The following is a 24352-nucleotide window of genomic DNA, read 5'->3' on the forward strand; positions in this document are numbered from 1 at the left end:
CGGGTGACTGGGTTGCCGACTTGTCGGGGTTTGGCAGGACAGTATGTAGCGAACGGCCGGCGAGTGGATGAAGGTGCTGCAGGTGGAGACGGGCGGTGTCGTGTGGCCGGTTTTGTTCCGACTGCATAGGGCGAGTGTTTAGCTGATCTGGTGTTGGGGTGCAATATCTAGAGATTGGTGGTCGTTTGCGCGACGGTCGTTGTTGGGTGTGCTGTGTGGGTCTATTCGTATGGGATTCATTGGTGTAGGTGAGATGGGTTCTCGGTGACCGGGTGTGAGACCGCGCGCGATTGACCCGGCACGGTCGTTTGGGTGAGGTAGGGCTCGGCCGCAGGGTATGGCCGAGCAGGTTGATATGTTGTGCGGCAGTGAAGATGCCGACGTGAAACGCCCGGTGGTGAACGGGTGCGGTGTTCGCGGTCCTTGCGCAGCTTCGGATTCAGGCTCGACGGAGGCCGAACATCATTTTTCAGGTAGTCGCGTTGTTTTCAACGATGGTGATCGTGTCGCCGTCGAATGATTTCTAGAACGCGGGTTGTTCGCTCTGCACTGCCGATGCACTGCTGAATATAAGCATCGGCCTGTTCTGACGGACAGCCGCCAGCTTGCCTGAGGCAGAGGAGAACTCGTACCTATCCCCGGCCGAGTACGCTCCCCGCTGCAGCCACACTCACCTACGGTTTTCGTCAACTCCGGCTCTCGGCCGCGGATCGAGCTGGCGGATCGGTGAGCGACAATGCCCGCGTGGGAGGCGAGATGGCCTGGCGACCTCAAGACCCCAACCAGTGCGCCCATTGCGGTCCGGGCATGTTGATCCAGGGTGGTGCGCTGTTGCTGGGTGTCCGTCTATCGACGGTTGTATGGTGACCCGGCCGGATAGCGTTGGCAGTCAAAGGTTCTCCGGAGCGGAGGGGGCGCGATGACGCGGGTGTTCCTGAGTCATTCGAGTCGGGATAGTGTGCAGGCGATCGCTCTGGCGCGTTGGCTGGGCGAGCAGCGGCCAGGGTTGGCTGAGGACATCTTCCTGGACCTCGATGAACGGGCCGGGATCCCGCAGGGCGTGCGTTGGCGGGATGCTCTGCGTCGTGCCATTACTCGTTGCGAAGCCGTGATCTGCTTGACCTCTCGGGATTGGCATAGCTCGACTGAGTGTGTCGCCGAGTATCTGACCGCGGTGAACCTGGGCAAGCGGGTTTTCTGCGCACGGCTGGAACCGACCACTGATCCGGACAAGACGCGCGAGTGGCAACGCTGTGATCTTTTCGGGGACGGACCGGCCACCGAAATCCGAGTCGATGGTCATCCCGAGCCGGTCCGGTTCGGTGCTGAGGGTCTGCGTCGGCTGTTGGCGGGGTTGGGCGAGGCTGGGATTGGTGCCGAGAATTTTTCGTGGCCGCCACCGGATGAGCCGGGCCGGTCACCGTATCGGGGTTGGCAGCCGCTGGATCCGGTAGATGCCGCAGTGTATTTCGGTCGAGACGCGCAAATCATGCAGGGCATGGACCGGTTGAGGGGAATGCGGTCAGACGGGGCGGAGTCGGTGTTCGCCGTGGTGGGTCCGTCGGGAGCGGGGAAGTCGTCGTTCCTACGTGCGGGGCTGTTGCCGCGTTTGCTACGTGAGGATCGACAGTTTCTCGTGCTGGACCTGGTGCGGCCAGAACAGCACGCGCTCACCGGTGTCCACGGCTTGGGCGCGGCGATCCGCGCTACCCGGGCTCGGTTGGGGCTGACCGCGCCCGCTCTCGGGGATATCAAGTCCGCGCTACCCGATGACATCGAGCGAATCCGTGGTTGGCTGATCGAAATGCAGCATGCTGCGCGGGACAGACTGCTCGCACCCGCCGGTGTCGCACCGACGTTGCTGTTGCCGATCGATCAGGCCGAGGAACTGTTCGTGGCAACCGCCGGTGTCGAGGGCGAACAATTCCTGACCCTGCTGGGCCGATTGCTCGCCGCGCCGGAAGACGATGACGCACAACGGCTGTCGATGATCGTGGCGCTCACCATCCGCACCGATCGCTACGAACAGTTGCAGAACACCCCTCAACTCGATGGTGTGCACACCTATGTGTTCAACGAGTTGAAACCGTTGCCCCGCACCCAGTTCAAGGAAGTGATCACTGGCCCCGCCGCACGAGCCGACAAACAAGCGGCACTGACGATCGAACCTCCGTTGGTGGACAGGCTGTTGGCGGATGGCGATCACGGCGCAGACACCCTGCCCTTGCTGGCATTGACCTTGTCCCGGCTCTACGACAATTTCGCGTCCAGCGGGACCCTCACCCTCGAGCAATACACAGCGCTGGGTGGGTTCGACCGTGTGGTGCAGACCGAGATCGATGCACTTCTGTCCGTCGACCCGGCTACCAGGCAGTCGCAGTTGGAGTTGCTGCGGTCGGCATTCGTTCCCGCGATGGCGACGATCAATCCTGACAACGACCAGCCGATGCGTCGCATCGCGCGCTGGGACGAACTTCCCGACGAAAGCCGCACGCTCATCGACGCTTTCGTGAACAAACGTCTGCTCGTCAAAGACCACCGCGACGGTCACATTGTCGTCGAGGTTGCGCTGGAAAGCCTGCTGCGGCAATGGAACGAACTGGCCGGGTGGCTGCGCGAGCAGGCAGACGACCTGAAAGCCGCCGACCGCCTTGAACATGCAGCGCACGCGTGGGACCACAACGAGCGCGACGACGCGTGGCTGTGGGAAGGCACCCGGCTCACTGAGGCGGAAACGCTCTCCGGGAAACCCGAGTTCCGGCGCCGACTCGCACCTACCCGAGATTTCCTGCTCGCCTCTCGCGGTCGGGAAGACGACCGCGTCGCCGCGCTGCGTCGTCGAGCGCGGACACTGGCCGCGTTGCTGGTCGTCGCCGTTGTCGTCGCGGTACTGGCTGGGGTCGGGTTCTGGCGGGCCAACATCGCCAGCGACCGGGCCGACGCTCGTGCCCGTGACGCAACTGCACTGCGCCTCATCGCGGAAAGTGCTGCGATGCTCGGTGGCGCACGACCCGACGGCGATATCCGTGCATTCCAGCAATTACTCGCTGCACATGCGCTCACATCACAACCACAGGCCGACACAGCGGTACTCGATGCGCTCTACGCACGGCACCACCTCCGTACCATCGCCGAGGCAAACTCCGACGTGTCCGCTGTGGCGTTCAGCTCCGACGGCAAACGAGTCGTCTCCGGTGGCAACGAAGGCACGATCCAGTTGTGGGACGCGGCCACCAGGCACCGGGTCGTCCCACCATCCGGGGTCGGCGCCGTGAAAAGTCTGGCGTTCAGCCCGGACGGCCAGCGAGTCGTCTCTGGCAATAGCGACGGCACGATCCGGCTGTGGGATACGGCGACCGGGAAGCAGATCGGCGCGCCCTGGATAGGTCACACCAGTGAGGTATGGGCCCTGGCGTTCAGGCCGGATGGCAGGCAGGTTGTCTCCGGTAGCAAAGACAGCTCCCTTCGGCTGTGGGATGCGGCGGCCGGGACGCAGATCGGTGCGCCGTGGACGGGCCACGCCGGTTGGGTACGAGCTGTGGCGTTCAGCCCGGACGGGAGACGGGTCGTGTCCGGCAGCAACGATTCAACGATCCGATTATGGGATGTGGCCACCGGACAACAGGTCGGTCCATCGATGACCGAATCCGTCGGAGTGGTGCTGACCGTGAACTTCAGCCCGGACGGGACACGGGTCGTCTCCGGCAGCGCCGACCGCTCCATCCGGCTATGGAATGCGACAACCGGAATGCCGATCGGTGACCCGTGGGTAGGCCACACCGACGAAGTGCGCAGTGTGGCGTTCAGCCCCGACGGGAAGCGGGTCGTTTCCGGCAGTTACGACGGCTCGGTCCGGCTGTGGGATACGGGCACCGGGCAACCGATCGGCGCACCGTGGACGGGCCTCATCTGTGTGTTCAGCGTGGCTTTCAGCCCAGATGGCAAGAAGATCGTTTCCGGCGGTGGAGACCGCGCAATTCGGTTGTGGGATGCGGAGACCGGGCAACCGATCGGGACGCCGTGGGTCACCAGTTCGGTGTACAGCGTGGCCTTCAGCCCGGACGGGCAACAGATCGTCTCCACCGGAGGAGCCGGCATGGTGAGGTTGTGGGATGCGGCGACCGGTAAGCCGATCGGCGCACCTTGGCGTGACCAATATGGCGATGGGTCGGGTGTGGCGTTCAGTCCCGACGGACGATGGGTCGCTTCCACCGCAGACGATTCCACCGTTAAGATTTGGCCAATCCTGTCCGCGTCAACCAAGGCGCTGTGTTCCAAGCTGACTTCCAACATGAGCCGAAAACATTGGCGGGATTGGATATCACCAGACATCGACTACATCGAACTGTGCCCAGGTCTCCCCATTAGTCCCGACCGGTGACGAGGGCGGAAAACTCACGGTGAAGAACACGAGACCGGGCGGGCCGGAAGCATCAACCGGTCAACACCGAACGCACTCAGACGTTATCCAGGGACCGCCGCGCATACGAGCAATGATCGAAACCTGTGGATGACCGGGAGGGAGTACCTTCCCGGATGATCTGAAAGACAACGGGTTCGATCGCCTGGCGCGCCAACGCCGGGCGGGAAGGTACGTCCCATGCTCAAGGTAATCGACGGTGGCGCCGAGTCCAATCAGGACGGCGCGTCGGTGAATGTGTCGGGTTCGCCGATCGATGAGATCGTGCGCGAGGGTGCACGGCGGATGCTCGCTGCAGCGTTGCAAGCCGAGGTCGCTGCTTATATCGACCAGTTCGCCGGCCACGTGGACGAGAACGGCCACCGGCTGGTGGTGCGTAACGGCTACCATGCCGAACGGCGGGTGCTCACTTGCCGCCGGTGCGGTCGGTGTGAAGGCGCCGCGGGTCGACGACCGCCGCGTCGATGCTGAAACCAGTGAGCGCCAACGGTTCTCCTCGGCGATCCTGCCCGCCTGGTGTCGCCGCTCCCCGCAGGTCAGCGAGGTGCTGCCGCTGCTGTATCTGCACGGGCTGTCCACCGGTGACTTCGGTCCCGCGCTCGAGCAGTTCCTCGGTTCCGGGGCCGGATTGTCGGCGGCCTCGATCACCCGGCTGACCGCGTCGTGGCAGGACGAGGCGAAAGCGTTCGCCGCCCGCGACCTCTCAGGCACCGATTACGTGTATCTGTGGGTCGATGGCATCGACACCAAAGTCCGGTTGGAGCAGGAGAAGCTCTGTTTGCTGGTGATGCTCGGCGTCCGCGCCGACGGCCGCAAGGAGTTGGTCGCGATCAGCGATGGCTATCGCGAATCCACCGAATCCTGGGCCGATCTATTGCGGGACTGCCGTCGTCGCGGCATGACCGCTCCGGTGCTGGCGGTCGGTGATGGCGCGCTCGGGTTCTGGCGGGCGTTGCGGGATGTGTTCCCGACCACCCGCGAGCAACGCTGCTGGTTCCACAAATCCGCGAATGTGCTCGCCTCGTTGCCGAAATCGGCGCATCCAGGCGCGGTAGCGGCGATGAAGGAGATCTACAACGCCGAGGACATCGATCGCGCCCAGATCGCGATCAAGGCATTCGACATCGATTACGGCGCAAAGTATCCCAAAGCCGTGGCGAAGATCGTCGATGACGCCGACGTGCTGCTCGAGTTCTACCGCTATCCGGCCGAGCACTGGATCCACCTGCGCACCACGAACCCGATCGTTATCTTGAGTCCGCAGCAGATTCGGTTCTGCGAGCTGGTGTTTCGTGTTGTGGACGGTGTCGGCGACGTGCCCGCGGGTGGTGTCGGTGGCGGGTTCAGCAGGGGCCGATTGTTATTGGATCGCGACGTGTTTGGGGTGGGGTGTCGCGGAGTTGGCCGAGGGCGTGAGCGAGTTGGCGGCGCAGCCGCTGGTTCTCGTCGGCGAGTTCGCGGTTGCGGCGCAGGGCGATATCGAGGCGCTGACGCAGTGAGTCGTCGCTGGCGCGTTGCCGGGCCGGGGTCGCGGTGGTGTGTCGGGGTTGGTTGTGGGCGCGCAGTCGCCTGATCTCGTCTTTGAGGTCGGTCTGGGAGTAGAGCCAGGAGCGGGAGACTCCAGCGGCGTCGGCGACGGATTCGAACGTGATTCGTGCGCCGGCGCGGTCAAGTTCATGCAGGGCGGCGATGGCTTTGGCGCGGGTGAATTCGTGGCGTCGTTTGGCGGCGGTGGTGAGGTGAATACTGTTGTCAGAGCGCATGTTCGGTCGTTTCCGGGGTTTCGAGAGAGCTGATGATGGTGTCGAGGTTGCCCAGCACTTGGCGGTTCATCTCGGCCAGGCGCTGATGGCCGCGGGCTTCGGCGGCGGTGATCAGCTCGAGAGCTTGTTGGCGCTGGGCGTGGTGCTGGGGCAGGAATTCGCTGGTAGTGAGGAACATCGGGCAGGTCAGGCAGGCGTTGGCGTGCGGGCAGGAACGTTGTAGCGGCAGCCCGCAGTAGCCGTTGGGCAGGGCCTGGGTCGCTTGGGCGAGGCGTTGTTTGGCCCAGGCGGCATCTGCGAGCGGCCCATCCGGGGCGTAGGTGACTGCGCGGCCGGTGATGTCGACCTTGCGGGCTGCTTCCCAGTGCCGGCGCACGGTGTCGTCGTGCAATCGGGCGTAGTGGGAGGTCATCAGGGGCGAATCGTGGTCGAGGATGCGGCGCACGACTTCTTGGGGGACGTCGCGGTTGATCAATCGAGTGCCGAGAGTGTGACGCCACTGATGCGGCGTGAGATGCACCCGATGGCCGTGCTCGTCACGGATGTCGCAGTCGCCCAGCCAACGTAGTAGCGCCATCCGGTAGGTCGACGAGCTGATCGGATGGCCTCCGTCGATGTTCTTGCTGGGCCTGGGGAACAGGATCGTCGTGCCGGCAGGCCAGCGATCGAGGATGCGCTTGCGCTGCTGCCCGATCGCGTCGACGAGGTCGGTGTCGATGGGCACCAGGGCGTCGCGGTGCATCTTGTGGTTGAAGTAACGCAGGTAGGGGGCGCCGTCGGTGTCGGTGGTGACGCAGTCGTCCTGCAGCCGCAGTGCGTCGGTGACCCGCAGGCCGCAGCGCATAAGGATGATGGTGATCAGCCGGTAGGCGGGGTTGTCGAAGCGTTCGAGGTTGGCGAGCTGTTCGAGCTGGGTCATGACCTGCTCGGCCAGGGCTCGCGGCAGCTTGTCGGGGCGGCGGGGATGATCAGCGGGGAAGAACAACGCTGTTGCAGGAAGCCCTGAGTGCCAACGATGTTGACGGACAGCGGTGAAGAAACCGTTCAGCAGGCCGATGTGGGTACTGCGGTGTTGAGGATGCGGTTCGCGGTGCAGATCGGCCAGGTAGCGTTCGAGCAGCTGACGGTCGAGCTGGCCGATGTCGTCGACGTCGACGGTGGTCAGGAAGCGTGAGAACCGGCTGATCGCGACCACCACCCGTGCGCCGCCAGCCTCCAATCCGAGCCCGCTCGAAAGTCGCAGTCTGGCCCAGCGTTTGGCCAGCTCCCGCAGCCAGGGCTGAGCGATCCGATCGAATCGCAGGGTGCGGCGGCCCTCGAAGCCGAGCCGATGCATCCGCCAGATATCGCGCGGGTATTCCGCTTCCCAACCGCCGGTTTCGGCCAGATCGGCGACGGCTCGGCGCGCATAGAGCAGCAGCGCCCGCCCGAGGCTGTCGTTGACGGTCCCATCGGCGATCGCCAGCCAGGTGTCCTCGTCGTGGTCGAGCAACGACGTCGCCGACGAGGCGGCCAGCAGCCGGACCACGCGGGTGACGACGCTCGGTTGCAGCTTGCCGACGCGCCGGTCGCGGCGCTGCTGCAGCGTGTACTGGATTTCCAGCCGCAGCTGCGGTGGCAGCCCGCCGAGCCGGATCGACTCGTCGCCCGGAATAACCGAGCCGGGCTCGAATCTCGCCGCGAAGGTATCGATGTCGGGGCGTCCGTTGGTCCGCCAGGTTGCGGTATGGGAATGGCAGAACGGCCCGCATGCTTCCGGCCAGAGCTCGCAGTGCCGGATGCGGCAGGTCGACCCGGGCGGTGGCTGTTTGATCGTCGGCGGATCGGCCATCCAAGCGTCCCGGTCGGGCCGCCGGGCCCGTTCCCACCGCTGAGCATGCAACTGGCACAAGCCCTTCCGGGCGGAGCCGTAACCGCAGCCGATGACCGCGCACCGCTGGTTCGGCCGTTGCCGCTGCAACCGTGGGTCGGCGCCCGCGATGAAATCCGCCAGATTCGGGCGTCCCTGCTTGTCCCATCGCACTCGATGATTCAGACACAGCCCGTGCCCGCGAGCATGACGGTCGCAGCCGTTCACCCGGCATGGGCCACCGCCGAACACCGCATCTTCTGGATCGAAAATCAATGTCTCACTGCGGAACTCGGCACGGACAGTCGCCATCAGCTTGCCGAGCAGGCTCTGCGGCTGGTCTGCGGACGGCGCGGTCACCAGGCGACCTGCCGGTCGTCGAACCAGCCGGCCTTCTGCATCACCGCCCGGGCATCTTCGACAGTGAGATGCCCATAGGTGGTGGCAGTGACGGTCGTGTCGGAGTGGCCCAGTATCTTCGCGACAACCTCCAGACTGATGCCGTCACGCAGCATCCTGGTGGCGGCAGTGTGACGGATCCAGTGCGGGTCGAAATCGACACCGGTGCGGCGACGCAACCTGCGCACCAGGTCGTAGACCGCCGCATAGGTCCACGGCCGTCCCAGCGGACGGCCCCAGAGATTGACGAACACGTAATCGCTGTCGAGATCGCCATATTCGGCATGCAGATAGTCGGCATACAACCGCACCAACTCCGCTCTGACCGGAACTGTCCTCTCGATGATCGACTTCGCGCGGGCACCGTTGTCGTTGTCGCGTCGGGTGACCGTGATCTCCCGCTCAGCAGCGGCAATATCGTTGTGCCGCAACCCCAGAGCCTCACCGATCCGCATCCCGGTGTCATAGAGCACCACCAGCAGCAACCGATCCCGCAAATGCTCGCACCCATCCAGCAGCGCCTGCACCTGCTGCGGCGACAACACCTGCGGCAGCTTCTTCGGAGCCTTCAACGACACCGCCCGCCGCCGCTGCGGCATCGACTTGCTGACGTGATGCAGAAACGGCTTCCACCCGCCCCGCGAGCCGCCGACCTGCCACGACGACAACAACTCTGCCACATCGACACCGTCACGGGCAGCATGAACATAAAACGACCCCAGCGCCGACAACTTCCGGTTCACCGTCGACTCACTGCAGGCTGGCGCCACCGACGGCAACGCCACCACCTGGCCATCACGAGCCTGCACCGGGGTCCGCAGCCAGGCGACGAACGCCCCGACATCCTCCAAACACACTGACCGCCAATCCAGTTCACGACTGGCAAGGAACTCGAACCAATCCTTCAGGTCGTGGGCATACGCCTTGATCGTGTTCGGTGACCGTTCAATCCCGGTCAGATACGCCAGATACCGCTCCACCGGCTGCACCGGCCGGTCATCATCACCGAGAACCGTCCACGATTCCCGCGACGTAACCGGCGAAACCACCCGCACCACAAGCACTCCGCAACCTCCACACGCTCTGCCTCCTGGACCGCTGCAGATAACCACGTCCACAAGCCAGAACCCGCACGTCCGAAACCCCCTGCCGGACATCGAAGACACTCAACGGAGCACTCAAGATAACGATCGAGTCGACCTTCGCGTCGGTGCGGCTGCGGACCAAGGTCACCAAGGGCCCGGGTGCACGCGCAGCGGGAATCGCCATGGCCTACAAGCTGATCGAGGCAGCGCAGGCCCGCTGGCGCAAGGTCAACGCCCCCGAGCTGGTCGCGCTCGTCCGCAACGGCGCCCTGTTCCACAAGGGCAAGCTGCTCGAACGCCCCCGCGACATCACCCCGCCGCCGTCAACCGACCCGGCCGACACCACCCGAACAGAGGTCGCCTGAACCTAACCGAAACACAGGTTTTGACAATTTCTCCCGCGCATAGTCGCGAACTTCAACTCGATTCTGGATGGTTGGCGTTCGAGCCCACCCATTCGACATTCTCCCGTCCCAACAGGTTCTCGACACGTTCTGCGAGCACCGCTCGACGATCTACGTCCCGATACGGCCCAGCCTCGGCGAGGTAGAGAAACCTCTCATGCTTGAGCGCCTCGGCAGTGGAGCGATAACCCAACCAATTCGTTTGCCACTGAAACAGCTGCTGCGCACCTTCGGCCACCACCACAACCGCGGCAAGCACCGCAGTCACAACAGCCGGTGCGGACAATGCGACCACAGGCACTACGGCACCGACCACGATCTGACCGAGCTTGACCTGCTTGTAGGCACGTTGGGCTGCAGCGCTTTTCGCGCCGTACCAGTTCAACTGGCCGACCAACCGCTCCCACACCGGATCGGCCCGCTCCTCATCCATGAGCGGCAGTCTATGGGGAGCAGTCAACAATGGGCGCTCATCGCAGAGTCACTCCGTAAGTCCCTGGGCCCTGGCTCAGCGCGGCCCGACGATCTTGTGATGTGGCGCCGGAAGCAGTGTGACGTTCGTTTTCGGTCCTTGGCGAACCGGCGCGGCCGCTGCTCGCGCGGATGGGTGCGGCCGCGATCGTGCCGTCAGGGCAGGGCGGTGGCGCATACGATTCGGGAAGACATGGACGATTCCGATTTCGTCCGTTTCGTCGAGGGCGTGCGCTGCATTTACGGACCCAAGACTGTGGTGGAGCCAAACCCCCAGAGTCTGGATGGTTGGTTGATCAGGTGGAGTCATGACCGGGCCGTGGAACCTTTCGGCGAAGCGTGGGTGGAGAGTGTCCGGGACTTTGTCCTACAGGCTGCAGTGATCGCCGACGAGCAGTCATGGCTACGGGAGGTTGCTGATCGCCTGAACGAGTTCGAGCACATGCTGAACGACTTCGTTGGGGTCGATCTGAGCACAGTGAACCTCGCAGGTATCCCTCTCGATGGCCTGCGCTGGTCTGGCTCAAGCACGCGCTGGCCAGTTCGCTGGCAGGAGCGGGTTGAGCGAGACTCGATTCCTGTCGAGGACACCGACGATCTGTTCGAGATCCAGTACGGCACCCATGTGAACCAGGACGTGCTGGTGTAGCGCCCCTGGTGTCGAGTGACCACTCGCCGGGAACATGGACGCCGCCCGCAGCCTGCTCCTCGGCCTCGAACCCGGCATGGGCGTAGCCGTTCACCCAGCCGATCGAGTATCCGACTTCGTAGCCGTGGGCGAACTCGTCGTTCTCGGACAGTTCGCCCACGGCCCTCACGCAGCTAGTCGTGGTCGTCGAATTCGATGTCGTCATCCATATACCGACAGATACCGGCTTTCAGAGCAACCGAGACCGGATGTTCCACTCCAAGTGTGGAATCCGCGCGGAAAGTTCCACCACACTGGGCTGATCGGCGGGCCGCGTGTCTGGCCTGGTGAGGCAAGGAAATCGACTAGATTGGGACGGTTGGTCGCCGATGAGGGGCGGCCCGTTTCGAAGCTGGAGGTGGGTTAGGGATGGATCCGCTGACTATGGTCGCGGTGGCGGTGGCTCTGGGGGCGTCTGAAGGGGGGCGTGAGACCGCCAAGAAGGTGGTAGTCGATTCGTACGCGGCGTTGAAGCAATTCATAAGCAACCGCTACGGGGCTGTCACCGCGGAAGTCGAAGGGGTCGAATCCGAGCCGGAGGAGGAGCTGCGGCGCCAACTGCTGGCCAAGAAACTCGGCCAGGCCGGTGCCGGTCAGGACAACGAGCTGCAGGCCCTGGCACAGGAGCTGCTGCGACAAATCGCCGAGCACGCACCGGAAGCCACAGCAACTGTGGGTGTCAGCCTGGTTCGTGTAGCCGCTGGTGGGGACGTCGAGGTCGTCGACGTCGATGTTGAAGGCGGCAGCGGCGTGACGGCTGAGGACGTGAGCGCCGACGGGTTCGTGTCGATCCGTGGGGTGAAGGTCCGGGCCGTCCAGGAGCCGCCCCACCCTCCCCAGGCGCGGCGGTAAACGGCGAAACTGCCGCTGCGCAAAACAATTTCACCTCGACCCAGAACGACGTGACCGCTGGCCGCGACGTCATCACCAACATCGGCGCAGCTTCATCGGACGGCAACGCTGGCCGAGTCCGCGCGGTCACGGCATCGGTTGAGAAGAATCCTCTCGGTGAGAACCTCTGGACCGTAAAGGTCAACAACGGCACCAAAGGGCCGATCACCGATCTCGACGTGGACGTCTACATTGTCGATGACCTCGGGAACCGTACTGGAGCCCAGTGCGTGCCCGCGAAGGACCGAGTATCACTTTCCCATGTGTTTGAGAAGCTGCTGGGTCAAGCGCTCGAGGGCGGGCTAGGGGCCATCGGGAACCGGGCACAGATGTACTCCGGTTTGGGCGGAATCTCACCTGGAGGGGCGGCAGGGCTGGGCGCCTATGGGGGCACGATGGCGAGCTATCTGGCCTCCAGTCCGCAGGCGTCTGCGGTTTTGGGGCAGCTCCAGGCAACCATGGCTGACTCGTTTCCCCGGGTGCTGACCGCAGAAACGCCTAGCGAGGTTGTGTACCTCGCCGAGGGCCAAGGCCAGGTGCGGGCCGACATCGCGTTCGACGACGAGGATGGAACCCGGTGGGTTCGTCCTTTCGGTCAGACCGTGAGAAAGGCCGGATAGCATCCTCGACGCTGCTGATCAGCCGTACAGCGACGAGAGGACCCCGACCGGGTAACTTCCGCCGAGGTCCTCTTCGTTGCGGGATGCGTTGACTGCCAGGCTTCTACAGCATCAACGCTAGCGCGATTCGGAACTGTTGAGGTAGCGCCGCTGGACTCGGGTGATGATGGATTCGGGGGCGCAACCCTTGTGGGTGCTTCAGAAGAATTCGAAGAATTCCTCCGGCGTCATGTCCGGGAATCCTTCGGCGCGAACTTCTTCGGCCGTGATGGTGTCGATGCGCTCGCGCCCGACGCCGACGACTTCAACGTCGACGATCCGCACCAGCGGCTCATCGCGGCGGCCGACCCATGACCTTGCAGCACAGCGAGGTCCGAGTTCATGTTTCTGGCCTGCGCACTTGCTAAACGACTTCATCAGGCCGGAGGCACCTGGAACCGCCACGAGCCTGGCGATCACAATCGGTGACTACTTACCTGTCCGTCCACTCGGAAGGGCTGGTGCGTGTGCGGCGCCAGTGGAGTGTGCGGGAACGGTTTGTTCCGATGCTCGCCGAGTCGCGAGTGGATCTCTTTGTCGACCGTGTCCTCGCGGTCTGGGACGCCCTCCCAGAACCGATGGCTGGGGTTAGGTTGGCCCAGCTGGCGGCGAGCGTTTTCGGCAACGCTCACGCGCTGGACTACCGGGAAGACCTGGGCCGTGCCGTTGCTCGGTTGCTAGCCCACGTACATGGGCTCCCGAAACCGACTAGACCCGACCGGCACTGGCGTGCCGCATGGGCAGCCGCCGGTGTTCGTTGCGACGGGGTGTCCTCCAGAGTGCTTACCCTTAACCTTCCGCTGACCGGCGAGGCACCGGCGACGCGTTGGTGCGGACCAACCGGGGAGCCAGTGTGGTTGACTCTTCGCTCGATCACCGGAAACTGGTCGGTCTCACCGAGCACTCCCGTGTTCGTCTGCGAGAACGTCTCTGTGGTGGAAGCAGCCGCTCACGAATATGGCCCGAATTGCCCACCAACCGTCTGCACTGACGGCAACTCCTCACTCGCTGCTATCGACCTTGTCGTCGGACTCGCCACCGCAGGCTGCGCGCTGTCCGTCCGGGCCGACATCGATGACGCGGGACTGGTGATCGTCGAAAACCTCATGGCCGCAGCCCCCGATGCGACTCTGTGGCACTACGGCGTCCCGACTTACCGCCGATACCTCGGAATTGGCGGCTTGGAAGCATCTGCCGGAGACCCTAGACGAGTAAGTCCGAAGTCCCGGCGTTGCCTGGACATGGACGGAGGGCGCCGAAGACCATTGTGTGACGAACGACCTTGACGCCCTCCTGACCGCACTGTACGTGAAAATCGACGATGAATTGGCGGGTCCACGCTGGACGGGGCGGCCACCGGTGCTGACCGACTCGGAACTGGTGTGCCTGGCGGTGGCCCAGTCGCTGCTCGGATTCACCTCCGAATCGCACTGGCTGCGCTACGCCCGCAAGCATCTGACCGGGATGTTCCCGTACCTGCCGCAGCAGTCCGGGTACAACAAGCGGCTGCGCAACGCGTTGGGACTGGTCAAGCGGGTGATCCGAATGCTGGCTCGCGCCAGCGATTTCTGGCTCGACGACTGCTGGATCGTGGACTCGACTCCGGTGCCGTGTGGCATGTCCCGACCCACGGTGAAGCGGTCGGAGCTGGCCGGGTGGGCCGGCTACGGCTACTGCGCTTCCCACTCCCGCTTCTACTGGGGGCTGAAACTGTATCTGGTGTGTACCCCGGCCGGAATGCCGATCCTGTGGGCCCTAGCAGACCCGAAAATCGGTGAACGCGAGGTGCTTTCGGCCATGCTCGAAGTCGATTCAGCTGTAGCCGCTGAGCACGAGGGCATCCTGTTGATCTGCGATAAGGGCTTCGCGGGCCGTGAGTTCGAAACGCTGGTGGGCGAGTACGGGATCACCATGCTTCGCCCGTCCCGCAAGGACGAGAAAACCCGATACGGTGAGCCGTTACTGAAGAAGGTCCGCCAGTTGATCGAGTCGGTCAACGACACTCTCAAAGGCCAGCTCGACCTGGAAGACCACGGCGGACGTTCCTACCAGGGCGTGGCGATCCGCGTTGCCCAGCGCATCCTGGCGATGGCCACCGCGATCTGGCACAACACCCTGATCGGCGCACCAATCACCCGGTCGCTGATCGCTTACGATCACTGACCGGCCTTCGGACTTACTCGTCTAGAGCGCAGCTCGAGAACCTCCGTGAGCTATACCGCCAACACAGAGTCGTGCTGCATGAAGAAGCGCTCTTGGACCAGCTGATCGAAGATCTCAGACCCGAGGACCAGAGTCGCAGACAGTGCGAGTGAGGCTGCACAGGTTATCGCGGACAGTCTGTCACGCCTGCATGCCGACATGCTCGCGCTGGCGGCGGACCAAGCGGACCCCTCGCCTGCTGGGACTTCGATCCATCCTATTCAGGGAAGGGACGATGCAATGGAACGAAATGGAATCCGAACCGTCGGATTACTCAGGTCACGGCCGCCCGTCGACCTGAGTCCGCTGCAGGGTACTGAGACCACGAGAAGGAGTAGTAGGCAGGTAGACCGACCGATCAGGCATCACCACAAGATCATCGCTTCGACATGGCGATGATCGAAGAGCGCTGTCGGGTGCCCGAGCCAGGCCGACGCAGTCGGCCAAATGTGCGCGCAGTCTCAAATCTGCTTCGCATACGCCTTCGTTTACCGATTTGTCAAACAAGTGTTGTGCAGGTTCTGCGTGTATGCTTGTTTGACATTGACCATCGCATGAGATATGAGGCCTGCTTGGAACGTGATCTGCTTGCTCTTCTGCTGCCATTGTTGCGACGCGCGGGTGTTGACGTCGCTGCCGGTACTGAGAAGGACCTACTGCTGAAAGTTCCAGAGTCGGGCACCGTTCACCTCGATTTGAAAGTAACGCGGCGGCGGCTTTCTCGCAAAAGCTTGACCGCGCGGATGGCCGTTCTGGGGCGGCGCACACTGTACGTGGCACCCTCAGCGACGCCCGACGTTGTGATTGCCGCGGCTGCCGGGGAGTTCGATCTAGTCACCGAGCAGCCTGAACAAGTGATCATCGGCGGGCGAGTGCTGCTGAAGCCCGTCGACCCCGGGCATAGCGCCGGACATCGCAGAAGCGGGTGGGGACAGCAGGCGATCCTGCGTGTCCTAGCGCTGTCGTCTCGCCCCCTGCAGCAGTCCGAACTTGCCGCGACGGTCGGTATCAGCCAGCAGGCAGTCTCCCTTGGCCTGCACAGGATTCCCGCCGAGGTCCTTCGGAACGTGCAGGGATGGATCGCACTCGACGGTGCGCTCGACGCTTGGCTGGACGGCTATGCCGGTCCGGGCGGGACAGTCAGTTACTGGTACGGCTTGGACGACCCAGCGTCTCAGGCGACAACAGCGCTGCAGCTATTGGACGAACTAGAACTGCAAGCTGTCGTCTCCGGCGATCTCGCCGCCGACAAGTATGCGCCCTGGCAGCTCCCCGCCACCGTGCGTCTGTACTTGCCCGAGATCGTCGATTTCACACCTGTCGGTTTCTCGCCGACCACCCCGGACGATGCGACCATGACGGTGGCTGTGCCCGAAGACCCGACCGTGATCCACATCGCCGCCGCACTGGGCGCGCGCTACGCCGACCGTCATCTACTTGCCGATGCCGCCATCACGCTATGGGATCTGCTCAACACCAGCACTACACCGACCACGGAGGAAGCGGCGACTCGTCTGCATGCCGCGATCGAGACCGGAGCATTTGGTGTCTGATCATCGACGCGCGCACCTCCGTATGGTCTCCACAAGCAACGCAGCCGACCGCGGCTTTCTCGCGCTGGCCGACCTCGCAGCCGCAGCTGCGCAGCTTCCCGAGGACTCCTACCGGGTTATCGGCGGACATATGGTCCAACTACTGCAGCACATCTACCCACTTGAGGGCTGGCAGTTGCGCGGTACCGCCGATGCGGATGCCGGGATGGAAAAACAGGCACTCATCGCTACGGTAGAACACCTACACCAGAACATGCTCTGCCTTGGCTACGAACTCGAATCAAGCAACCGCTACACCAAGACCACCTCGAAGGGACGGCTGGACGTCGACATCCTCGTCCCCGCATATGACAATGCTCGACAGACCAGCGAAGTCGCCGGTCGCGCATTCGACGCAGTTCCCGGTCTCCATTTCGCCGCCGTGGCCGACGCGGTCATCGCCCACGCCACCGCAACCTTGGCCGCTGGCGACACCATCGAGTTCACCGTCCCGGTACCCGACATCGAAGCCGCGGTCGTTCTCAAAGCCCTCGCCTGGCGGAGTCGATACACCGACAAAGACGTTACTGACCTCGCCACACTCTTCGAAATCGTCCACCAGCACCATGAGCACATCCGCAACTGGAAGATGGCCGACACAAACCTGTTTGGCGCACGAAAAGATGCCGCAACGGCCCTCCATCTGCTCATCGACAACATCGACCGCGGCAAGTGGTCCAGAGCATTCACCGGATCCGCGACCCCAAGCCGGTTCTCCGCCCTCGTACGCCGCTACGTCAGTGGATAAGCGTGACCGACAGCCGAACAGCAAGTGCTCGGTGCATCAACATCTGCCTTCGTTCATCGACAGCGCGGTGGCCTCGACCGCCAGCACCTCAACCGGAGCCTGCGCCGGTTCATCTCTGGCGCCGCGCCTCTGGTGATGCCCCCGTCGGGGTGCCGGTCCTATGTGGTGGGGACTCCGACAACCCACGCTGCTTGTGTCCTGCGCTGCTCCGATGCCGCAGCTTTCTTGGCAACCAGCGCAGGTCAGGAAGTGATTTCCAGCGTGCCGCCAGTGTGCCAAGACAGGCAGGTACCGGCCGGACCCGGCAATATCAGCGGGACCCGAAAGTGCCTCTGACCTGGACGAGAAGGCACCAGTTGGACGCTAGACCTCGCTGCCGGACTCACTCGTAATGAAAAGGTCGGGGGTTCGATTCCCCCAGGCGGCTCCATTTTCCCAGGTAGATACCGGGTTTGGGTGGCTGTGAACTGCTGCCCTTCTGGCTGCAACTCCCAACTGAGTCCCAACAAATTCGCTCGACGTGGCCGTTGATCAGCCCGGATTGCTGACCGCATGGTTCAAGGCATCCGTTGTCGCGTGGCGTACTCGACCCGGGCCGTGTACCGCCACTGCGTAATCGACGTGTCCGAGAGCATCCACTGTTACTCGGGCCCAGCGTCATCCAGAATCGTCGCCACAGTCCACGGAGGCTGTGTGCGGTCACATCCTCAGGGATGCTGAGGGTGCTAGGCCCATCGCCTTGTGCCGATCGAGCAGCCGTTCCAGGAGCCGGGCAGGCTACACCGCTGGTGCAATGCCGACGGGCAGTTGGGCGGAGATGCCATTCGAGCATGTCGTTGTTGAGGCGGATCGACTTCGGGCGCATACTCGCCGCCTACGGTGGCGTCTTGGTCGCAGGCTCGCTGGCCTGGGCCATGGCATCGGACAGTTTCCGGCCCGACCGCTGGGACCTCACTGGCGCCCTCATCTGCCTGCTCGGTGTCACCATCATCATGTATCCACCACGCCGCGCCTGACCCACCACCAACACCTGCGTTCGGTCGAAGTCGGAAGCGTCCACAAACCTGCGAATTGCTCCGGCTCGGTGCGGAAAACGGTTGCGTCCAGCAGGCCCCACACCAGACGGTCGCAGCATTGACATCGACCGTCGACCGCTGTCGGCGTGAAATATGGGACGTTACAAAATTCGGTGCCCGAAACAAAATGGGAAATAATCGGCTTCGACCTTGTATCAGGTCTATCGGATCGGTATTTCGAATTCCACCAGCATTTCTTCGTCCGGAATTGGCCGAGTGTCCGTCGAGCGGTTTCGCCGCGGATTCGGCGAGATCGAACGAAGTCACCTCTCCGCTCGCCGGGGTGGATTTGTGCTGGTCAGGTGGGTGTGGATCAGCGCGGAACTCGGACACTGCGAGAGGCTGGTGTGGCCGATTATCGCCGCGACAGTTGGGCGCGGTCGTATACTCCAGTTATGGCGGATGACCAGTCCTCCACGGAATTCTCCGAATCGCCGGTTCTTGTAGTGCAGACCCGAGAACGCGTCTATCGACTACGCGCCGGGGGCGCATACAACATCGGCCGCGATCCGACCGCCGACATCGTTGTCACCGATCCGCGTGTTTCGACCTTGCACGCCGTGCTGGAGCAGGGATCGCACGGTTGGGAAATCGAGGACGCGCACAGCCTCAACGGCACCTTTTTCGACGGTCACCGCGTCGAACGGATGGTGATCGACCACGACGAGACCTTCCAGCTCGGTCACGCCAAAGACGGTGCGCAGTTGTCATGCTCGCTGGAAACATCACCCGGCTCCGAACCCGAGACCGATGCTGATTTCGGTGGGGACACGATGGTCGTCCCGGATCCCGGCTATGACCTCGACGATGACGCCACGATCACCAAGTTCGAGCCGGGCCTGCCCCGGCGAGTGTCGCGGTCGTCGCCTCCGGCCGCCCATCCCAGCGCGGTAGTACGGATCATCTCGGAAACGCTTCGGATCGGGCGCGCCGCCGACAACGACATCGTCGTGGCCGACCTCATGGTCTCTCGCCACCATGCCGAACTGCAGGTGATCGCCGAAGGCAGGTATCGAGTCGTCGACCTCGACAGCCACAACGGCACCTACGTCAACGGCCACCGGATCGACGCCGCGGACCTGTCCGAATCCGACCTGATCGGCATGGGCCACACCACCTACCGACTCGTCGGCAACGAACTGCGCGAGTCCGTCGACACCGGTGACATCTCGGTCTCGGTGCAGAACCTCATCGTGCGGACACCGGAGGGCAAAGTGCTCCTCGACGAGGTGAGCTTTCCCATCCCACGGCGCTCACTTGTCGGGGTCATCGGACCCAGCGGAGCGGGCAAGTCGACGCTGTTGGGCGCGGTCACCGGGCTGCGGCCCGCGACCGAGGGGACCGTTCGCTACGACGGACGCGACCTCTACACCGATTACGAAGAGCTGAGACACCGGATCGGCTTGGTTCCGCAGGAGGACATCCTGCACAACCAGCTCCCGACGCGACGTGCCCTGCTGTACGCGGCCGAGCTGCGTTTCCCCGGTGACACCCGCAGCGAGGAGCGCGAACAGCGAGTCGACGAAGTGCTCGACGAACTCGGCCTGTCGCGGCACGCCGACACCCGCATCGATCGGCTCTCCGGCGGGCAGCGCAAACGCGTGAGCGTCGCGCTGGAACTGCTGACCAGACCGTCCCTGTTGTTCCTCGACGAACCGACCTCCGGCCTGGACCCGGGCCTGGACAAGACGGTCATGGAAATGCTGTCCGAACTGGCCCACGACGGACGGACGGTCATCGTCGTCACCCACAGTGTCGCGAACCTCGATTCCTGCGACCGCCTCCTGGTCCTGGTACCCGGGGGCAAGCTGGCCTATTACGGACCGCCCGCAGAGGGGTTGCAGGAATTCGGGCAGCGCACCTGGGCAGAGGTGTTCCAAGCCTTCGACCGCGAGGAGGACCGCGACTGGGCCGGTGAGTTCCGAGACTCTCCGCGCTTCCAGCACTACGTAGCGGTCGGACTGACCGACGAAGTCGGCCCGGTGGAATCGCAGCGCCCACCGGCACCGCCGCCCGCGCCGCAGTCCAAGCTGAGCCAGCTCAGCACGCTGTGCAGACGCTACCTGGCGGTGATCGCCTCGGACCGCAGCTATTTGGCGTTGCTCGGCGTGATGCCGCTGCTGCTGGGCGGTTTGATCGCCGCGATCCCGTCGGGCGAGGGGTTCACCGGGGCACCGGGAACCAACACCGACGCCCCGACCAAGCTCATGATCTTGATATTCGGTGCATGCTTCGTCGGCACCGGCAACTCGATTCGCGAGATCGTCAAGGAACAGACGATCTACCGCAGAGAACGCGCGGCAGGCCTGTCGGCAGGGGTCTACCTGATGTCGAAGCTCTTGGTGCTGGGCGTGATCACCGTCCTTCAGTCGGCGGTGTTGTTCTTGATCGGCACCATCGGTGAGAGACTCCCGCCCAAAGGGATATTCACTTCGGTCGAGGTGGAGCTGATCTTGGTGATGGCGATGCTCGGCATCGCGTCGCTGGCGATGGGGTTGCTGGTGTCGGTCTCGGTGAACACATCGGAGAAGACACTGCCGCTGCTGATCGTGCTGTCGATGGCGCAACTCGTGCTCACCGGCGGTCTGGTGCGACTGCCGGGCACGCCCGTTCTGCAACAGCTGTCCTACCTGTCGCCATCCCGCTGGGGCTACGGAGCAGGAGCGGCCAGTCTCGACCTGGACACCCTCTCACCGCACGATGGTGGACCCGACCCGCTCTGGAAACACACCCTCGGCACGTGGCTGCTCGACATGGGAGTCGTCGCTGCTCTAGCGGCCGTCTTCCTCACACTGGCCTGGTATCGCCTGTACCAGCTGCGGCCACGGCGGCGCGGTGCCCGCCCCGCGCGGATTTGACTGGCTCCTCCCGTGAATGCGGTCACGCTCCCGTATGCGGATGCGCTAGCCGCCCCGGTGTCGGCCTTCTCGTCCACGCTCCGAGCGTTCGCGCCGCTGATGTATCGACCGCTCCCGATCCGCATCGGCCTGCGTTCGTGAACGGTCCGGTCAGGACTTGGTCGGCGTGTTCGAGGCGCATCGCGGTGATGCGGATCCCGGCTGGGGTGGTCATGCGGTCAGGGCGATGCCGAGTTCGGTGATGAGGCTGCGGACCTGGTGCTCGATCTGTTCACGGATCGGCCGGACGGTGTCGATGTCTTTGCCTGCGGGATCGTCCAGCTTCCAGTCGCGGTAGGTGACGCCGGGGAAGTAGGGGCACGCGTCGCCGCAGCCCATAGTGATCACCACATCAGAGCTTTCGACGGTGCTCGGGGCGAGGATTTTCGGTGTTTGGTCGGCGATGTCGATACCGACTTCGGCCATGGCGGCGACAGCGACCGGGTTGACCGCGCTGGCTGGGGTACTTCCGGCTGAGCGGACTTCGATGGCGTCGCCTGCCAGGTGGGCGAGGAATCCGGCCGCCATTTGGGAGCGTCCGGCATTGTGGACACAGACGAACAAGACGCTGGGTTTGGAAGTCATCGCGTCGGTAGCCCTTTCAGCGTACGGGGATGTCGAGTTCGGCGAGCAGGCGACGGCCGAAGTTTCGGTCATGACGAGCTCTGCTGTGATGCGAGGTTATTGGTGCTGCGCGTGGAAGCATCCTGCGGTGTGGTGATGTCGGCGGCGACGTCCGATGCATCGGGATAGAGCCAGACGATCAAGGCGAGTCCCAGTGCGGCGCCGAGTATTTGGGCCCCGATGTAGCCGGGCGCGGAGGCCGGGGCGATTCCGGCGAAGGTGTCGGAGAAGATACGCCCGACGGTGACGGCGGGATTGGCGAAGCTGGTGGAACTGGTGAACCAATACGCCGCACCGATGAACGCACCTACCGTCGCTGCGGACAACGCGGCGCGGCCGGTGCGGGCAAGCGCGATAATCACCGCGATCAGCCCGGCAGTAGCCACGACTTCCCCGACCAGGTGCCCGCTGGTGATCCGGTCGTGGGTGGATATCTGTACGACGGCGAGATCGAACATGGTGTTGGCCAGCATCGAACCCGCAATGGCTCCAACTGTCTGCGCCAGGACATATCCGGCGAGTTCGCGGCACCCGAGTCCGGTGCCGTTGTGTCGGCCGAGTAGCCAATCCGCCACCGACACAACCGGATTGAAGTGCGCTCCCGAGATCGGCCCGAACACCAGAATCAGCACACCGAGGCCGAACACTGTGGCGGTCGAGTTCTCCAGCAACTGCAAGCCGCTGTTGCCGGGCGATAGTTGCTGGGCCGCGATGCCGGAGCCGACCACCACACACACCAGCAGCGCCGTACCGACGAATTCGGCCACCAACCGCCGCGCCAACCGGATACTCACCGTGCCACCGCGGGCACGCCGCCATCCAGCAGGTGGGAAAGTTGTTGCAATGCAGCGGGCTCGACGCGGTAGTACACCCACGAACCGCGGCGTTCAGACGACAGCAACCCAGCCTCCCGCAACACCTTCAGATGGTGCGAGACGGTGGGCTGGCTGATATCGAACCCGTCCGACAACTCACACACGCACACTTCTTGCCCGCCGTGGCTGGCCACCACCGACAGCAGCCGCAGCCGCACCGGGTCCGCCAGCGCCTTGAACACTCCCGCCAACGCGACAGCCGAGTCGGCGGTCAAGGGCTGACGGACCATGGGCGTGACCGCACACGACGCGGCCACGCCAACCAGCGGCAATTCCGATATAGACACTCATCGATATTGACGAGCGTCGAATCCGAGGGCAAGCGAACGTTCGATGAACTCGCTCACCGTGCGGGGTTCGATCAGCAGCAGCCGGCTCCGGACGCTTGCGCCTCCTGTTTGGCCGAGCTGCCGCAGCACGACCCCTCGGCAGCGGCTTCCTCCGGCGTTCCGCAGCACACCTGTACCGCCTCGGCGTCGCTCAATTGCGGTGCAACACCGAATGTTTCGCTATCGGCCAGCACGGTGTAGACCTCCCAGCGCTCAGTGTCCGGCGCAGTGACCCACACCTTGTCCTGGGCGGCGAAACAACACGTAGTCGCGATCTGCTCTTCGGTGAACAACCCCGCGCCCGACAATCGGGCGATCTCGGTGTGCACCTGGTCGGAGGACTCGACCTCGACTCCGAGGTGGTTGACGCTGCCGCCGTGGCCGGGGTTCTCGATCAACACCAGTTTCAACGGCGGCTCGGCGATGGCGAAATTCGCGTAGCCCGGCTTGCGCTTGGCCGGTTCGGTGGCGAACAGGGTCGAATAGAACTGCACCGCCCGATCGATGTCGTCGACGTTGAGGGCGAGTTGGACGCGGGACATGGCCGATACCTCCAGGAGTTCGATATATGTCGAAGAGCTGACGAAGTCGAGTCTGCCACCTTTTCGACATATGTCAATAAAGTCGGTAGCTTTGAATGTATGCCCAAGGCTTTGCCCGTGATCGACATGTCCGCACCGGTCTGCTGCGCACCCGTCGCCGCCGCCCCGGTCGACGAAAACACCGCCCTGGAAGTCGCCTTGCGACTCAAGGCAATCGCCGATCCGGCCCGCATCCGGCTGATGTCGCTACTGCTCACCAGCCCTCTCGGCGAACAGAACAGCCGCGACCTCGCGACGGTGGTCGGGTTGTCGGAGTCGACCGTCAGTCATCACCTCGCCCAACTCCGTACTGCCGGATTGGTCGAATCCGAGCGCCGGGGCATGAATACCTTCCATCGCGTCCGCCGCGACGCCCTCTCCGCGCTCTGCGTTGTCCTCGATCCCAACTGCTGCACCTGACCGCAGGCGTCGTAACAGGTGGTGTGGCCAGAGTGGTGCGACAGCTGGTGGCCATGAGGGTCATCCGTTCCACCTCGGTCTCGGATGGTTCCTCGCCGGGAGCGACGAACCGCCGCAGCATGTCGCGTGTGTGTTCCGTGCTGGGATGTAGCATCCAAATGGCTGAAGCCACAGTGACTTTCGGGTTCAAAGTGAGTCGGATGTAACCGGCCGCACCAGGGCAGCCGGGCTCGGCGTGGCCGACGCGGGTCGCTGAGACCGGGTCGACCGGGAAGATCCACGATCACGGTCGGTCGATCGCGGCGGGTGTTCGCGATCAATTTCGGGATCCATCACCACGATCCGCGGTCTGTGTCCCGCAGTCGGCCGCATCTCCTGG

General features: G+C 63.8%; 20 protein-coding genes and 2 pseudogenes. 13 read left to right on the forward strand and 9 right to left on the reverse strand.

Annotation, left to right across the window (positions count from 1 at the left end; genetic code table 11):
- The first annotated feature begins 919 nt into the window (after positions 1-919).
- A complete protein-coding gene (locus ACQPZ2_RS03190) occupies positions 920-4381 on the forward strand; it encodes a TIR domain-containing protein (RefSeq protein WP_433524224.1) in 3462 nt (1153 codons plus the stop codon).
- 219 nt (positions 4382-4600) lie between these two features.
- Positions 4601-5666 (forward strand): annotated as a pseudogene (locus ACQPZ2_RS03195) (IS256 family transposase); the annotation flags it as partial.
- A gap of 97 nt (positions 5667-5763) precedes the next feature.
- Here ACQPZ2_RS03195 and ACQPZ2_RS03200 read toward each other — a convergent pair.
- Genes ACQPZ2_RS03200 through ACQPZ2_RS03210 form a run of 3 tightly spaced genes read right to left on the reverse strand, consistent with a single transcriptional unit; the run spans position 5764 to position 9495 of the window.
- Complete coding sequence (locus ACQPZ2_RS03200; protein WP_433523936.1) at positions 5764-6183, reverse strand: DUF6262 family protein; 420 nt, start codon at positions 6181-6183, stop codon at positions 5764-5766.
- The gene (locus ACQPZ2_RS03205; protein ID WP_433523937.1) at positions 6173-8392 is read right to left on the reverse strand and encodes a tyrosine-type recombinase/integrase; all 2220 of its coding nucleotides are present in this window, start codon (positions 8390-8392) and stop codon (positions 6173-6175) included. Before ACQPZ2_RS03205 ends, ACQPZ2_RS03200 begins: the two co-directional genes overlap by 11 nt.
- Positions 8389-9495, reverse strand: coding sequence for a site-specific integrase (locus tag ACQPZ2_RS03210; protein ID WP_433523938.1), 1107 nt, complete (start codon positions 9493-9495; stop codon positions 8389-8391). Before ACQPZ2_RS03210 ends, ACQPZ2_RS03205 begins: the two co-directional genes overlap by 4 nt.
- A gap of 125 nt (positions 9496-9620) precedes the next feature.
- Between ACQPZ2_RS03210 and ACQPZ2_RS03215 the strand changes: the two are divergent.
- Positions 9621-9881: pseudogene (locus ACQPZ2_RS03215) on the forward strand (IS256 family transposase); the annotation flags it as partial.
- Between the two features lie 52 nt (positions 9882-9933).
- Here ACQPZ2_RS03215 and ACQPZ2_RS03220 read toward each other — a convergent pair.
- Complete coding sequence (locus ACQPZ2_RS03220; RefSeq protein WP_433524225.1) at positions 9934-10353, reverse strand: DUF4231 domain-containing protein; 420 nt, start codon at positions 10351-10353, stop codon at positions 9934-9936.
- A 231-nt stretch (positions 10354-10584) separates the two neighbouring features.
- Here ACQPZ2_RS03220 and ACQPZ2_RS03225 point away from each other — a divergent pair, with 231 nt between their 5' ends.
- The 3 genes from ACQPZ2_RS03225 to ACQPZ2_RS03235 all read left to right on the forward strand — a co-directional run bounded on the left by ACQPZ2_RS03225 (position 10585) and on the right by ACQPZ2_RS03235 (position 12590).
- Entirely contained in the window at positions 10585-11040 is a 456-nt protein-coding gene (locus ACQPZ2_RS03225) for a hypothetical protein (RefSeq protein WP_433524226.1), read from the forward strand.
- Between the two features lie 408 nt (positions 11041-11448).
- Complete coding sequence (locus ACQPZ2_RS03230) at positions 11449-11931, forward strand: hypothetical protein (protein ID WP_433524227.1); 483 nt, start codon at positions 11449-11451, stop codon at positions 11929-11931.
- A gap of 50 nt (positions 11932-11981) precedes the next feature.
- A complete protein-coding gene (locus ACQPZ2_RS03235) occupies positions 11982-12590 on the forward strand; it encodes a hypothetical protein (RefSeq protein WP_433524228.1) in 609 nt (202 codons plus the stop codon).
- Between the two features lie 198 nt (positions 12591-12788).
- Here ACQPZ2_RS03235 and ACQPZ2_RS03240 read toward each other — a convergent pair whose 3' ends face one another.
- Positions 12789-13049: a hypothetical protein gene (locus tag ACQPZ2_RS03240; RefSeq protein ID WP_433524229.1), complete on the reverse strand. Its 261-nt coding sequence runs from the start codon at positions 13047-13049 to the stop codon at positions 12789-12791.
- An 86-nt stretch (positions 13050-13135) separates the two neighbouring features.
- On the opposite strand from ACQPZ2_RS03240, the gene ACQPZ2_RS03245 reads away from it, so the two are divergent.
- The 6 genes from ACQPZ2_RS03245 to ACQPZ2_RS03270 all read left to right on the forward strand — a co-directional run bounded on the left by ACQPZ2_RS03245 (position 13136) and on the right by ACQPZ2_RS03270 (position 21105).
- The gene (locus ACQPZ2_RS03245; RefSeq protein WP_433524230.1) at positions 13136-13915 is read left to right on the forward strand and encodes a TIGR02679 domain-containing protein; all 780 of its coding nucleotides are present in this window, start codon (positions 13136-13138) and stop codon (positions 13913-13915) included.
- Positions 13899-14792, forward strand: a complete 894-nt coding sequence (locus ACQPZ2_RS03250) for an IS982 family transposase (protein ID WP_433523944.1) — start codon at positions 13899-13901, stop codon at positions 14790-14792. Before ACQPZ2_RS03245 ends, ACQPZ2_RS03250 begins: the two co-directional genes overlap by 17 nt.
- Before the next feature lie 611 nt (positions 14793-15403).
- Positions 15404-16384 (forward strand): hypothetical protein, encoded by a 981-nt coding sequence (locus tag ACQPZ2_RS03255; protein WP_433524231.1) that lies wholly within the window; start codon positions 15404-15406, stop codon positions 16382-16384.
- A gap of 175 nt (positions 16385-16559) precedes the next feature.
- Entirely contained in the window at positions 16560-17171 is a 612-nt protein-coding gene (locus tag ACQPZ2_RS03260) for a hypothetical protein (RefSeq protein WP_433524232.1), read from the forward strand.
- 830 nt (positions 17172-18001) lie between these two features.
- Complete coding sequence (locus tag ACQPZ2_RS03265; protein ID WP_433524233.1) at positions 18002-18187, forward strand: YnfA family protein; 186 nt, start codon at positions 18002-18004, stop codon at positions 18185-18187.
- A gap of 455 nt (positions 18188-18642) precedes the next feature.
- Positions 18643-21105: an FHA domain-containing protein gene (locus ACQPZ2_RS03270; RefSeq protein WP_433524234.1), complete on the forward strand. Its 2463-nt coding sequence runs from the start codon at positions 18643-18645 to the stop codon at positions 21103-21105.
- A 210-nt stretch (positions 21106-21315) separates the two neighbouring features.
- Here ACQPZ2_RS03270 and ACQPZ2_RS03275 read toward each other — a convergent pair whose 3' ends face one another.
- From ACQPZ2_RS03275 to ACQPZ2_RS03290, 4 genes are all read right to left on the reverse strand, one after another.
- Positions 21316-21729, reverse strand: a complete 414-nt coding sequence (locus ACQPZ2_RS03275; RefSeq protein ID WP_433524235.1) for an arsenate reductase ArsC — start codon at positions 21727-21729, stop codon at positions 21316-21318.
- A gap of 68 nt (positions 21730-21797) precedes the next feature.
- Positions 21798-22562, reverse strand: a complete 765-nt coding sequence (locus ACQPZ2_RS03280) for an aquaporin (protein WP_433524236.1) — start codon at positions 22560-22562, stop codon at positions 21798-21800.
- Positions 22559-22930: an ArsR/SmtB family transcription factor gene (locus ACQPZ2_RS03285; RefSeq protein ID WP_433524237.1), complete on the reverse strand. Its 372-nt coding sequence runs from the start codon at positions 22928-22930 to the stop codon at positions 22559-22561. The genes ACQPZ2_RS03280 and ACQPZ2_RS03285 overlap by 4 nt, the downstream gene beginning before the upstream one ends.
- A gap of 74 nt (positions 22931-23004) precedes the next feature.
- Entirely contained in the window at positions 23005-23514 is a 510-nt protein-coding gene (locus ACQPZ2_RS03290) for an ArsI/CadI family heavy metal resistance metalloenzyme (RefSeq protein WP_433524238.1), read from the reverse strand.
- 99 nt (positions 23515-23613) lie between these two features.
- Here ACQPZ2_RS03290 and ACQPZ2_RS03295 point away from each other — a divergent pair, with 99 nt between their 5' ends.
- Positions 23614-23973: an Rv2640c family ArsR-like transcriptional regulator gene (locus ACQPZ2_RS03295; protein ID WP_433524239.1), complete on the forward strand. Its 360-nt coding sequence runs from the start codon at positions 23614-23616 to the stop codon at positions 23971-23973.
- Positions 23974-24352: the final 379 nt, after the last annotated feature.

The organism is Nocardia pseudovaccinii (genome assembly GCF_050942345.1).
GTDB classification, from domain to species: Bacteria; Actinomycetota; Actinomycetes; order Mycobacteriales; family Mycobacteriaceae; genus Nocardia; species Nocardia pseudovaccinii.